7 protein-coding genes are annotated in these 14,121 nt (G+C 63.4%); 6 read left to right on the top strand and 1 reads right to left on the bottom strand.

Going from position 1 to position 14,121, the window contains the following annotated elements; all coding sequences use genetic code 11:
• Positions 1 to 12 precede the first annotated feature (12 nt).
• The 5 genes from AC07W7_RS14190 (at position 13) to AC07W7_RS14170 (ending at position 6,583) form a co-directional block, all read left to right on the top strand.
• Complete coding sequence (locus AC07W7_RS14190; protein WP_495039529.1) at positions 13 to 2,088, top strand: TonB-dependent copper receptor; 2,076 nt, start codon at positions 13 to 15, stop codon at positions 2,086 to 2,088.
• 87 nt (positions 2,089 to 2,175) lie between these two features.
• Positions 2,176 to 3,558, top strand: coding sequence for a PepSY-associated TM helix domain-containing protein (locus AC07W7_RS14185; protein ID WP_495039528.1), 1,383 nt, complete (start codon positions 2,176 to 2,178; stop codon positions 3,556 to 3,558).
• 285 nt (positions 3,559 to 3,843) lie between these two features.
• A complete protein-coding gene (locus AC07W7_RS14180; RefSeq protein WP_495039527.1) occupies positions 3,844 to 4,632 on the top strand; it encodes an ABC transporter ATP-binding protein in 789 nt (262 codons plus the stop codon).
• A complete protein-coding gene (locus AC07W7_RS14175) occupies positions 4,629 to 5,576 on the top strand; it encodes an ABC transporter substrate-binding protein (RefSeq protein ID WP_495039526.1) in 948 nt (315 codons plus the stop codon). The genes AC07W7_RS14180 and AC07W7_RS14175 overlap by 4 nt, the downstream gene beginning before the upstream one ends.
• Positions 5,573 to 6,583 (top strand): FecCD family ABC transporter permease, encoded by a 1,011-nt coding sequence (locus tag AC07W7_RS14170; RefSeq protein ID WP_495039525.1) that lies wholly within the window; start codon positions 5,573 to 5,575, stop codon positions 6,581 to 6,583. The genes AC07W7_RS14175 and AC07W7_RS14170 overlap by 4 nt, the downstream gene beginning before the upstream one ends.
• Before the next feature lie 5 nt (positions 6,584 to 6,588).
• Here the strand turns inward: AC07W7_RS14170 and AC07W7_RS14165 are convergent, their stop codons facing one another.
• The gene (locus tag AC07W7_RS14165; RefSeq protein ID WP_495039524.1) at positions 6,589 to 12,495 is read right to left on the bottom strand and encodes a DUF4329 domain-containing protein; all 5,907 of its coding nucleotides are present in this window, start codon (positions 12,493 to 12,495) and stop codon (positions 6,589 to 6,591) included.
• A 296-nt stretch (positions 12,496 to 12,791) separates the two neighbouring features.
• Between AC07W7_RS14165 and urtA the strand changes: the two genes are divergently transcribed.
• Positions 12,792 to 14,057, top strand: coding sequence for an urea ABC transporter substrate-binding protein (gene urtA / locus AC07W7_RS14160; protein WP_099170161.1), 1,266 nt, complete (start codon positions 12,792 to 12,794; stop codon positions 14,055 to 14,057).
• Positions 14,058 to 14,121: the final 64 nt, after the last annotated feature.

Raw genomic sequence — 14,121 nt, 5'->3', positions numbered from 1 at the left:
ATGGAATTTTTCATGTCCAGGTTTCCTGCTGACACCCGTATGGGATGTACCCCTGTGCTCGCCGTTTTGTGCGGTGCACTCTTGACGCCACAGGCCTATGCCGACGACCACGCCGAACACCACAATGAGCTGAGCCCGACGGTGATTACCGGCGTTGCCCCCAGCTCCCCACTGACCATCGTCACCAACCCCAAGGACCCGCGCCAGCCGGTGCCGGCCAGTGACGGCGGCGACTACCTCAAGACCATCCCCGGCTTTGCCCTGGTGCGCAACGGCGGCACCAATGGCGACCCGGTCCTGCGCGGCATGTTCGGCTCGCGCCTGAATATCCTCACCAACGGCAGCATGCTGCTCGGTGCCTGCCCTGGCCGCATGGACGCGCCCACCTCCTATATCTCGCCGGAAACCTACGACAAACTGACGGTGATCAAGGGCCCGCAAACCGTGCTCTGGGGCCCTGGCGCCTCGGCCGGCACGGTGCTGTTCGACCGTGAGCCGGAGCAGTTCGGCGAACTCGGCACGCGGGTCAATGCGAGCATCCTTGCCGGTTCCAACGGGCGCTTCGACAAAGTAGTGGATGCCGCCGCCGGTGGCTCCCAGGGTTATATCCGCGTGATCGGCAACCAGGCCCACGCCGATGACTACAAGGACGGTAACAACGACACCGTCGCCTCGCGCTACGACAAATGGAATGGCGACGTCGCCCTCGGCTGGACCCCGGACGCCGACACCCTGCTGGAACTCACCGCCGGCCGTGGCGATGGCCAAGCGCGCTACGCCGGACGCGGCATGGACGGCTCGCAGTTCCTGCGCGAAAGCCTCGGCCTGCGTTTCGAGAAGTCCAATATCGGCGAGGTGCTGGACAAGGTCGAGGCCCAGGTCTACTACAACTACGCCGACCACGTGATGGACAACTACAGCCTGCGTACGCCGTCGGGCACCGGGATGATGGCCGGGCCCATGGCCTCCAACGTCGACCGCCGCACCCTCGGCGCACGGATCAAGGCCACCTGGCGCTGGGCCGATGTGCAACTGATCAGCGGCATCGACGCGCAGACCAACGAGCACCGCCAGCGCGGCAGCTCCGGTATCGACACCTACAAGGACCTGCCGCGCACCAAGGACGCCGACTTCCATAACTACGGGGTGTTTGGCGAGCTGACCTGGTACGCCGCCGACAATGACCGGCTGATCACCGGCGCCCGCCTGGACCGCGCCTCGGCCAAGGATTACCGGCAAAGCATCGACAGCGGCATGATGAGCCGCGCCAACCCCACCGCCGGCGACACCCGTGCCGACACCCTGCCGTCGGGCTTTGTGCGCTATGAACACGACCTGGCCGACAGCCCGACCACGCTCTACGCGGGCCTCGGCCACGCCGAGCGCTTCCCGGATTATTGGGAGCTGTTTTCGCCCAAGCTTGGCCCGGCCGGTTCAGTGAACGCCTTCGACGCGATCAAGCCGGAGAAAACCACCCAGCTGGACTTCGGCCTGCAGTACAAGACCGCTGAGCTGGAAGCCTGGGCCTCCGGGTACATCGGCCAGGTGCGCGACTACATCCTGTTCAACTACACCCCCGGGATGATGGGCATGACTTCCCAGGCGCAGAACATCGACGCACGGATCATGGGCGGTGAATTGGGCGCCGCCTACAAGCTGACGCCCAACTGGAAAGCCGATGCCACCCTGGCCTATGCCTGGGGCAAAAACAGCAGCGACGGCAAGGCCCTGCCGCAAATGCCGCCGCTGGATGCACGCTTCGGCCTGACCTACAGCGAAGACGACTGGAGCGCCGGCGCCTTGTGGCGGGTGGTGGCGGCGCAAAACCGCATCGACCAGAACAAGGGCAACGTGGTCGGCAAGGACTTCGCCAAGAGCGGCGGCTTTGGCGTGTTCTCCCTCAATGCGGCGTACCGCATCAATAAGAACTTCAAGGTCAGTACCGGTGTCGACAACCTGTTCGGCAAGGCCTACGCCGAGCACCTGAACCTGGCCGGCAACGCCGGGTTCGGCTACCCGGCCAACGACCCGCAAGCCATCAACGAACCGGGGCGCACGCTCTGGACCAAGGTGGATATGAGTTTCTAACAACCGGTGGGAGACGGCTTTATGTGGGAGCGAGCAAGCCCGCTCCCACCGACCGACCTATAAATAAAAACCTTGCGGAGCACCCTGATGAATCCACCAAAGATTTCCTTCTACAACCTGGCCTGGCGCTGGCATTTCTACGCCGGGCTGTTTGTTGCGCCCTTCATGGTGTTGCTGGCCGTGACCGGCATCATCTACCTGTTCAAGCCCCAGCTGGACCCGCTGATGTACGCCGACCTGCTCAAGGTCGAGCCCGCTGCGCAGACCCTCAGCGCCGACGAGCAACTGCAACGGGCGAAGGCTGCCTACCCACAAGCCACCATCAGCAAATACCTGCCACCGGTGGACGCCAGCAGCAGCGCGCAATTTGTCCTGCACAATGCCGGCCACGAACTGACAGTGTTCGTCGACCCCTATCGCGGCAACGTGCTCGGCGAGCAGGACGCGACCTACAACCTGCAAGCCATCGTCCGTGCCCTGCACGGTGAGTTGATGATCGGCACCACCGGCGACCGCCTGATTGAACTCGCGGCGGGCTGGGGCGTGATGCTGGTGGTGTCCGGCCTGTACCTGTGGTGGCCACGGGGTAGATCCGCCGCCGGCATCCTGTGGCCGCGCCTGGGCGGTCGCGGGCGCCTGTTCTGGCGTGACCTGCACGCGGTCGCCGGGTTCTGGGGCGCGGCGTTCCTGCTGCTGATGATCCTCAGTGGCCTGACCTGGACCGGCTTCTGGGGCAAGCAATACGCTGATCTGTGGAACCACTTCCCAGCAGCGATGTGGAACGACGTACCGCAATCCGACCAGCAGGCCCGCAGCCTCAACACCGCCACGCAACAGACCGTGCCCTGGGCCCTGGAAAACACGCCGTTGCCGATGTCCGGCGAGCATGCCGAACACATGCAACACGGCGGCATGCACCACGGCCCGGCCGCCCCCGCGATCAGCCTGCAACAGGTGGTGGACCTGGCCACCGCACGCCAGGTCGAGCCGGGCTACAGCATCACCTTCCCCGCCACGGCCACGGGCGTGTTCACCATCGCCGTGTTCGCCAACGACCCGCGCAATGATGCCACCCTGCATGTCGACCAATACACCGGCAAGGTTCTGGCCGATGTGCGCTGGGAGCACTACAACACCGTGGCGCGGGTCACCGAGTCCGGGGTGATGCTGCACGAGGGCAAGATGTTCGGCGTGGTCAACCAGATCATCGTGCTGCTGGTGTGCCTGATGATTCTCTTGAGTGCGGTCAGCGGCCTGGTGATCTGGTGGAAGCGCCGGCCACAGGGTGGCCTGGGGGTTCCGCCGTTGCGCCATGACCTGCCGAAGTGGAAGACCGCAATGGCGATCATGCTGGCCCTGGCGATTATTTTCCCGCTGGTCGGCGCCTCGCTGATCGGGGTGTGGGTATTGGATCGGCTGGTGTTGGCGCGCTGGTTCAAGCAACGTGAGTCGGCCTCATCTTCGGCATGAGGTTGGCGAGATGTCCTACATAGAGGCGTTATGTATCTTACGCGGGCTTTCATCACCAACCTAAGAAGTGTTAACTTATAACACTTGAAGCATTGCCCCCCCACTCGAAGCCAGCAGCCAGTACCGTGACGGCGGACTACACATGCACCCTGTGGGAGCGGGCTTGCCCGCGATGGCTGAGTGTCAGTCGATACATTAGTTGACTGATACACCGCCATCGCGGGCAAGCCCGCTCCCACACAAGCCCACTCCCACACTGGATCGCTGCTTGACTTGAGATATTTGATGCCCACACTCAACCTCCACCACCTCGCCTGGTCCCCCCAGGGCCTGGGCCACTGTCATCACCAGTTCCACCTGCGTGATGCCAGCCTGCAGGTGGGTGCCGGGGAGTTTGTCGGGTTGATCGGGCCCAATGGCAGCGGCAAGACCAGCCTGTTGCGCTGCGCCTATCGCTTCAGCAAGCCCGAGCAGGGTGAAGTGCGCCTGGATCACCAGAACGTGTGGAAGCAATCCTCGCGCTGGTGCGCCCAGCGCATTGCCGTGGTGCTGCAGGAGTTCCCCGACGCCTTCGGCCTGCGGGTCGATGAAGTGATCGCCATGGGCCGCACCCCGCACAAAGGGCTGTTCGACAGCGATACCCCGCACGACCGCCAACTGATTCAACAGGCCCTCCACTCCGTCGGCCTGCTGGGCTTTGAAGACCATGCCTTCGCCACCCTGTCCGGCGGTGAAAAGCAGCGCGTGATCCTCGCTCGCGCCCTGGCCCAACAACCGCAATTGCTGATCCTCGACGAGCCGACCAACCACCTCGACCCACGCTACCAACTGGAGCTGCTCAAGCTGGTCAAGCGCCTGAAAATCGGCACCCTGGCCAGCATCCACGACCTGAACCTGGCCGCTGCCTTCTGTGATCGCCTGTACGTGATCAACCATGGCCGTATCGTCGCCAGCGGCACGCCCCACGAGGTGTTGACCGCCGAACTGCTGCGCGAGGTGTTTGGGGTCGAGGCCTTGATCGATACCCACCCCCTTTCCGGCTACCCGCGAATCACCTGGATAACCCAACCATGATCCTGCGTTCCCTGCTGTGCCTTGCCCTGCTGTGCGGTGCAAGCCAGGCCTTTGCCGAGGCCACTCGCTACCCGTTGACCATCCAGAGTTGCAACCGCGAGGTGACCTTCAACCAGGCCCCCGAACGCGCGGTCAGCCACGACATCAACATGACCCAGATGATGCTCGCCCTGGGCCTCAAGTCGCGCATGGTCGGCTACAGCGGCGTGACCGGCTGGAAGGCGGTGACCCCGCAAATGGCCACCCTGCTTGACGGCCTGCCGGAGCTGGCGAGCAAGTACCCGTCGGTGGAAACCCTGCTCAATGCCAATGTGGATTTCTTCTTCGCTGGCTGGGACTACGGCATGCGCGTGGGGGGCGACCTTACCCCGCAAACCCTGCAACCGTTGGGCATCAACGTGCTGGAGCTGACCGAGTCCTGCGCGTTCGTGATGAAGCGCCCGGCGGCAACCCTGGACGATACCTATAACGACCTGCGCAACCTGGGCCGGATCTTCGATGTGCAGGACCGCGCCAACGCCCTGATCGCCCGGCTGCAGGCCCAGGTCGGCGCGGTGCAGGACACCCTGCCCGCCGAAAAACCACGGGTGTTCCTCTACGACAGCGGCGAAGACCGCGCCATGACCTCCGGCCGCCTGGGCATGCCCCAGGCGCTGATCGCGGCCGCCGGCGGGCGCAATATCCTCGACGACGTGGACGCCAGCTGGACCCGGGTCAACTGGGAGACGGTGGTGGAACGCAACCCCCAGGTGATCGTGATCGTCGACTACAGCGAAATCACCGCCGAACAGAAAATCCAGTTCCTGCTGGATAACCCGGCCCTGCAAGCGGTGGACGCGATCAAGCAGCGGCGCTTTATCGTGATTCCCTACGTGCAGGCCACGCCGGGTATCGACAATGTGCTGGCGGTAGAAACCCTGGCCAAGGGGTTCCACGGCCAATGATCGAGCGCCGCTACGCCTTGCTGCTCGCCGTCCTTGGCGCGGTGCTGCTGGCCTCCTGTGTGGTCTCGCTGGGCTTTGGTTCGGCGCGGGTGCCGGTGGACGTGGTGTGGCGGATCCTGCTGCACAAGGCCCTGGGTATCGGGGCGGTGGATTGGGCGGTGGGCCAGGAACATATCGTTTGGCTGATCCGCGTGCCGCGCATGTTGCTCGGCGCGCTGGTGGGGGCCGGGCTGGCGCTGATCGGCGCGGTCTTGCAGGCAGTCACACGCAACCCGCTGGCCGATCCGCACCTGCTGGGGGTGACCTCGGGCGCCACCCTGGGCGCAGTGATTGTGGTGTTGCATGTGGGCGAAATCATCGGCCTGCTGACCTTGCCCATCGCCGCCTTTATCGGCGCGCTGCTGAGCATGCTGGTGGTGCTGGCGGTGGCCAGCCGCAATGGTCGGCTGGAGAGTGATCGCCTGTTGCTGTGCGGGGTGGCGGTGTCATTCGTGATGATGGCAGCGGCTAACCTGCTGCTGTTCATGGGCGACCATCGCGCCGCCTCGGCGGTGATGTTCTGGATGCTCGGCGGCCTGGGCCTGGCGCGCTGGGAATTGCTGGCGGTTCCCAGCCTCACCGTGCTGCTGGGCCTGCTGTTGCTGCTGGGCATGGCGCGCCCGCTCAATGCGCTGATGGCCGGCGAGCAGACCGCCGTGACCCTGGGCCTGAATGCGCGCAATGTGCGCCTGAAAGTGTTCTTGATCGCCTCACTGCTGACCGGCGTCCTGGTGTCGATCAGCGGCTCCATCGGCTTTGTCGGGCTGATGGTGCCGCATATCGCCCGGCGCCTGGTGGGCGCCGAACACCGGCGCCTATTGCCGGTGTGCGTGCTGTTGGGCAGCCTGTTCCTGGTGTGGGTCGATGTCGCCGCACGCACCCTGATCGCCCCCGAAGACCTGCCCATTGGCGTAGCCACGGCGGCGATTGGCGGGTTGTTTTTTATTGGCCTGATGCGCCGGCGCTAAAGGGCCTACAGCTCATCCCGGTCACGGATACTCAGTGGCTCGTCCACCGCCGCGGCGTCGATCCGCAAACCGTTGGCCTGCCCCAGATGCTGTTCGGTCAACAGCCCTTCGTTCATCCAGAAGGCGTCCCGGTCCAGGATAAACAGCTTGCCGGCGGTGACCACGCCCTTTAGAAACACCGAAGGATGAACCGTTGACCCGGCGACCAGTACCTGGCTTTCCAGCCCAGAGAAACTGGGCTGGTATTTCAACAGCGCACCGCCCTGGCACGACAGGTACAGGGCGGCGGCCGGGCGAGATAACCCGCGCAACACCGTAATGAAATAGCTCATCAAGTCCGGTGCCACGAAATTGCGCACCAGGGCCTGGTCCTTTGGCTCACGGCTGCCCGTTACAGGCATGCTGCTGTAGAGCAGGTGAACACCCGCAACCCCATAATCGGCCGGAAAGTCCGGCATAGGGGCAGGAGGGACCGCCGGCTGGACCACTCCCCGGGGGCCGCTATAGAACAGGCGCAAAATCATCGCCAGCCCCATGCCCGGCGCCACTGGCCGGGTGGCCAGGAACGAAGCGCCCTCAGTGTCGGCCAGCACCGCAGAGAGGTATTGCTGATCCCTATAGGGCGAGAATCGGCGCTTGAGATAACGCACGGCGTCATCCTCATGGGAAAACACCGGGCCACATACCGCCGCCCACGGCTCGACAAACGCCTCGGCCACGCCAGGTTGCCAGAACTGATCGATCCGGTTGCGAGTGGTCCAGACACGCCCCTGGACCAGGGTATCCAGATGGCCGATTGCAACAAGATCACGCACATAACTGAGCACCGTCCTTTCGCCTTCCCACAACTGTTGCCGGATCTCGACCAATCGCCCCCAGCTGTCCAATTGGGCCTCACTGCCCTGGTACTGATACTGAAGCAGGGCACCGTCCTGGCACGATAGGTAAAGCGCCAGTTGCTTGTCCTTGACCCCATGCAGGGAAAACCGGATGGCGGTGTCGATATCCGTGGGGGAAAAGAAGGCCTGGCGCAGTGGGTCACTGTCAGGCGCCAGGGCTTCATTGCTCGCGCAGAGGTAGAACCCCTCCAGCCTGTAGTCCTGGGGGAACAGGCCGTGGGGAAACACTTGCCCGAAGTCGCGATAACTCTGGCGCACCAACGGCAGGCTGACCATATAGCGCCCGTTTTTCTTCGACTTGAAGACGTAGCCAAACTGCAGGTTCTCCCCAGGCCGGCACTGCTCATGGGCATAACGCACCGCATCTTTTTCCTGGGCAAAAACCGGGCTGAACGCCGGGTCCGCCAGGGCATTCCTGATCATCAACGGCTCAGGCTGCGCGGCAATCAGCTCCCCGCTGATGCGCCGCGCAATGCCCCAGGTTTTGCTGCCCTCCACCACGTGTAAAGCCCCGGCAGCGCCAAGGCGGGCGACAAACGCAGCGGGGGTCGTTTCTCCCTGACGGATCTGGCGTTCGATACGGTTGTTCAACAAGTCCGCCCGTACCGGGTTCAGCGGCTGCAAGTCCATCTTCAGCTGGCCTTCCAGCGCGGTCTGGCTGCGGGTGTAACTGACCACACAGCCATCGGAGCCCAACAGGTACTCGCGGGTCAGGCTGGCATCCTGGCCCGCAAGGGCCGCTGAAATCACCCGGGTGGACAACATATTGCGATAGAGGCCCGCTTGCTCGGCCTCCAGGGCGAAAGGCAACTCGCGCACCGGGCTTGAGCGGTAACGCGCCACAAGGGTGTGGGCCGCAGGAAAACCGCCGGTGCTGACCACCTCATCAGGAAAAATCCATTTGGGGTCAAAATCTTCACGGGGCACTTTCAACGGTTCGGTCGCCACAAACAACCCATCTGGACGCTTGAGAACCAACCCGCCCATCAACCCGTTGCCCTGGAGCAGCGAGCGTACATGACGTACCGCATCATCCTGGTCGTGGAAGGCCGGGCCCAGGCGACGGCGCACAAAATTGGCATAAGGCCGCCATTGCCCGGCACCTTGAACCGCCACGCCACGACGGTCCCAGCACTGGCTGCTGTATAGCACCCGCAGGTCACCGGCGCGGGCGATCAATGAAATAAACCTGTGGGTGTCAAACGTGCCGTTACGCAGGTTCATGCCCTGGATCGTCGCGCCCTCACCGGGGCTGCCTGCCTGGAGCAACGACGAGGCTTGTGGCTGATAACGCAACAGGGCGCCATCGAGCGTAGACAAGTAGACCGGCAACACCCCAGTAGCCGAGGCACGCGGCAGATACCGGGCATCTTCTTCGGCACGCAGCAGAACATCCGGGGTGACAAAGAACTGGGTCAGCCAGGCCTGCACCGTGGACAACCCCGAAGGCAGCCATTGCTGGGAATAGAGCAGCCCCACCACCACAAAATGGCTGGCAAAGCTACCACCGTGCAGATAGCCAACCGCCCTGGAGGAGTCGCTTAACCAACGCCCACTGGAGCTGACCGGCAGCAACTCGCTGACCACGTACTCATCGGCCTGCGGGTTCTTGAGCACATACGCCGTACACCCCTGGGCGTCCAGGTTGCGCCCATACCAACGGACATGGGCATTGAGGGCGGCCTCGTCTTGGCTACTGAAAATCGCCCCCAAGGCCGGGCTTTGCAGGTCGATAGCGGCGTAATCGAAATTGGCCACCCAGTCGTCGTAGACCCTGCCTCGCGGCCCCCAGAGTGGGCTCTGAACCAGCACCTGCAGGCTGCCCGCGTCGGCCAGCCTCGTCACGATATCCACCGGCTTGAGCACACCCGCTTCCAGCCGCTCGAAATAGCCGTTTTTGCCAGGCTCACGGGTGGTATTGCTCTGGACCAGCAGCTCCCTGGCCGAACCACTGGGGGTATAGCTGATCAGGTTATTCGGCGAGCCACTCAGATAGGCAGGCAACCCGGACTCAATCACCGAACCGATCTCCTGGTCCGAGAACATCGTGGTGTGCACTTCAAGGTCAGTCAGCGTCCAGCCCAACCGCCGTTGACGCTCCCGATCAGCCGAGGACAGCGCAGCGTGGGAGGCGTAGCGCGCATACAGCTCATAACCCGCTGGCGGCACCAGCAACCCATTGCCCACGAACGGCGTCAGCAGGTCGCCGGCAAAACCATCGCCGTAGATGCTAAGGGGCTCGGTGAATACAAACCGCCCGGTTCCAGCCTTGAGGATGTAACCGCCATACGCCGTGGCCCGACGAAAGCCGATCTTTTCGTGGGCATGGCGCGCGGCATCGTCGGCGGTGAGGAACGCCGCGCTCAAGGCCTGGGTGCCCGACCCCAGTGGCAACCGCTCGCTGCCGTGCACCAGCCCGAGGGTGTTCCACAAAGCGCCCGGCTGGAGCACCGACAGCTCGCCGGCACGGATCACCCGGCGTACAAACTCCCGGGGGGACAGCGTGCCGTCGAGCAAGGCGGCCTGGTTACCGTTATCGGTCACCGTCTGGCCGCTGATCGTAAACAGTTCGTTTACCGACGCGGCACTCGGCACCTGCCACTGCAGCAAGGCGTTGTCGGCAGTGCGCAGGTACAGCCTGAGCCCCAGCCCGGCGACCTGCTGGGCAAAGGTGGCCAGCGCCTGGGCCATGGCCTCCACCAGCAGCGCAGGGCTGGCGAACCGTTTGTACAGCCAGGCCTCCTGCGCCGGCAGTTGCTTCGGCTCCACGGCGGGCGCATTGCGGTAGAGCCCCACCACACGGTAGTTGGAGAGCAGTCTTGGCTGGCCATCGGCCCGCGTCGGGAACTGGCTCGCCAGGCTCGTGCCGACCGCCACAGGCAGGGTCGCGACATAGCTCGCGGTGCTCTGGTGCTTGAGCACAAACCCCTGGTACGCACCGGCCGGCAAGGCGCTGAGGTTGCTCAGCGCGATCAGCGCGGCCACTTGCCCCATGTTCGTCACGGGGGTGAAGAAGGGCTGCTCCTGCACGGTGCCGGCAGGGCTGAGCGGGCTGCCGAGTGTCCAGCCCCTGGCGACACGGCCACGAACGCCGCCCCAGACACGATTGGGCACGACCACCCGCAGGTCGCCGGCAGTGGCCAGGTTCCAGATAGCCCCTTCAAACTCATTGAACGGCTCGATCTTGCGTTCACCGAGCAGTTGCTGGAGCAGCGTTTTTTCTTCTGCCGACCCGCTGCTCACGTACTTGAGCAACGAGCCTTCGGGCCCGGACAAGTAGTGGGCCGGGGCGAAGTCGCGATTGCCGATGACAAACGCCTGGTCATCGGCCGAAAAAAAGCTGATAAACAGGCTGGCCTGCTCGGCCGAGAACTGCGCCTGCAACTGTGCCTCGCCGACGGAACCCGCCGGGTGCGAGTGATAAAACGCCTCGCAGGTGAAGGGCGATGGCGCGACAAAGTAGTCATGCTCATCGCTGGGCATGACCGTGCGAAAATCAACGTGTATGGACTCGCCAGCCATCGGTTCAGTGGCGAAATAGCGCACGCCTTGTTTCAACACCGCGCCGCCGTATTCCTTGTCACGGCGGTTGCCGATCCGGGTATGGGCCCAGCGGGCCGCATCGTCAGCCGTGACAAAGGCCGGGCTCAAGACCGGCTTGGGGATCTGGGAAAAGGCACGCCATTGCGCATCGACCGGGCCGGTCTTGTCCCAGATCTTGCCCGGGCGGATCACCGACAAATGCCCCGCCGCCGCCACACGCAGGACAAACTCGTGGGGGCGCAGAGCGCCTGCAAGCAGCGCCGAATCGATCTGGTTATCCAGCACCCGGCCATCTGGCTCGACGCGAAACAGCGCGGCCTCGTCCGCCGAGAACGAACAGGTGTATTGCAGCAACGCACCATCATTGAGGCTGCGGTACAACGAAAGACGGTGCCTTGGCCCCAGCAACTGGACAGACTGGTGCCCCTGGTAAAGCTGGGTGGCCAGTTCAAGGGGGGTGAAGAAATTGCGATACAACCACGGCTCCTGAGCGGCGAGCTGGAGGGGCACCGCCGTTCGCCCCAGGTAGACGCCAAACCAATGAAAATACTCGTGCGTGACGCGCGTGCCCTGCGGGGTCAATGGAAAGAGCTGCTGGATAGACACACTGGCCGCGCCACCGGCCAACGGTTCGACCAGCACATAGTCCTCTTTGTCGATGTGCTTGAGGATAAACACCGGCCGGGCCGGCTGGGGGCTGCGGTGCTCCAGCAAGGCCTGTACCGCCGCCACACCGGCCTGGACAGGCCCGCAGGCCGGCAACTCGTAGCTACTTGAGACAAATGCCGAAAACGGTTGCCACTGCCCAGGCACGGTGCCTATCGAACCGCCCCACAAGGGACTGGGCACCACAATCGACAGCTGGCTGACACTGAGGGTCTTCTTGATCAGACTCTCCGGCTGATTATCGCCAGGACCGTCGACGTGATTGAAGGGCAGCCGCTGATCGAGCCAGACCCCGAAACGCCGCTCCGCCTCCGAGCCGCGAGTGACATGCTTGAGCAGTGCGCCGTCAGGCCCGGACAGATACGACGCGGAAAAAAATCCACGTTCCTGAATGTTGATGGCCAGGTCAATATCCGAAAAGAAGCTGTTCAGTGCCCTGACCTGGCGCTCGGAAAACTCAGGATTATTGGCTTTGAACTCATCGAACAGATCGGGGTGGGAATGATAGTCGGCCACGCACCGATAGCCTTCCGGGTGCAGGTACTGCCCATTGCTATCGACCTTCAACACCTTCCAGTGATCGAAACTATTACGCTCCCCGGCCATGGGGGCTGTGGCATAAAAATAGCCATCGGCCAGGCTCTCCAGAATCACCCCACCGTACTCGACATCCCGTCGCTCGCCGATCTGCTGGTGCGCGTAGCGGGCCGCATCATCCATGCTGACAAAGGCCGGCCCCACTGGAGGCAGCGCAACATCTGACTTCAAGCCGCCGCCAAACCAGCCGCGCTTAGGTCGTTCCATGACTTTCCCTCAAATATGCCGTGACCAGACGCTGGCCAGGGTCACGGCGATGTTCACCGTTGGCGCGAACGCGAGGGCGCTAAATAGTTATCCACCGGGCCACCCGCCCTGCCCCGTTCGGGCGCACGTCACGCACCAGCCCGCCCGGCAAGCCCCCACTTGGTGCAGCCTGACCGACCGATCCAGCCCATGGCCCACAGAACAGGGCAACGCAGCCAATAGGCACAGCCTTTGCAAACGCTCCTGCAACGCCCCTATCTGCCCTCATAAAAATATTGAGTTCTGGAGACCGCACCATGAAGCGTCGCAGCTTGATCAAGGCTTTCACCCTGTCGGCATCCATTGTTGCCATGGGCCTGACCTGGACCGTCCAGGCCGCCGAGACCATCAAGGTCGGCATCCTGCACTCGCTGTCCGGGACCATGGCCATCTCCGAAACGTCCCTCAAGGACATGGCGCTGATGACCATCGACCAGATCAACGCCAAGGGCGGAGTGAACGGCAAGATGCTCGAAGCGGTGGTGGTCGACCCGGCCTCCAACTGGCCGCTGTTTGCCGAGAAGGGCCGGCAGTTGCTGACCCAGGACAAGGTCGCGGTGGTGTTCGGCTGCTGGACCTCGGTGTCGCGCAAATCGGTGCTGCCGGTGTTTGAAGAACTCAACGGCCTGCTGTTCTACCCGGTGCAATACGAAGGCGAGGAAATGTCGCCCAACGTGTTCTACACCGGCGCCGCGCCGAACCAGCAGGCGATCCCGGCGGTGGAGTACCTGATGAGCGAAGAAGGCGGCAGCGCCAAGCGTTTCTTCCTGCTGGGCACCGACTACGTGTACCCGCGCACCACCAACAAGATCCTGCGCGCGTTCCTGCATTCCAAAGGCGTGGCCGACAAGGACATCGAAGAGGTCTACACCCCGTTCGGCCATAGCGATTACCAGACCATCGTGGCCAACATCAAAAAATTCTCGGCGGGCGGCAAGACCGCCGTGGTGTCCACGGTCAACGGCGACTCCAACGTGCCGTTCTACAAGGAACTGGCCAACCAAGGCCTGAAGGCCACCGAAGTGCCGGTGGTGGCGTTCTCGGTGGGCGAAGAAGAACTGCGCGGCATCGACACCCAGCCGCTGGTGGGCAACCTGGCCGCGTGGAACTACTTCCAGTCGGTACAGAACCCGGTCAACGCCAAGTTCGTCGCCGACTGGAAAGCCTATGCCAAGGCAAAAAACCTGCCGGGTGCCGACAAGGCCGTGACCAACGACCCGATGGAAGCCACCTACGTCGGCATCCATATGTGGGCGCAGGCGGTGGAGAAAGCCAAATCCACCGACGTCGACAAAGTGCGTGAAGCCCTGGCCGGCCAGACCTTCGCCGCGCCATCGGGCTACACCCTGACCATGGACAAGACCAACCACCACCTGCACAAGCCGGTGATGATTGGCGAGATCCAGTCCGACGGCCAGTTCTCGGTGGTGTGGCAGACCGAAGGGCCGATCCGTGCCCAGCCGTGGAGCCCGTACATCCCGGGCAATGACAAGAAGCCGGATCACGCGGTGAAGAGCAACTAAACCGCACCACAGATCAAATGTGGGAGCAGGTCGAATCGCCGCTCCCACATAAACCTAGTCCGCG

It is taken from the genome of Pseudomonas sp. GW821-FHT01D09, from assembly GCF_059422465.1.
The sequence above is the reverse complement of the archived record's forward strand: the minus strand, read 5'-3'. Positions and strand labels throughout refer to the sequence as shown.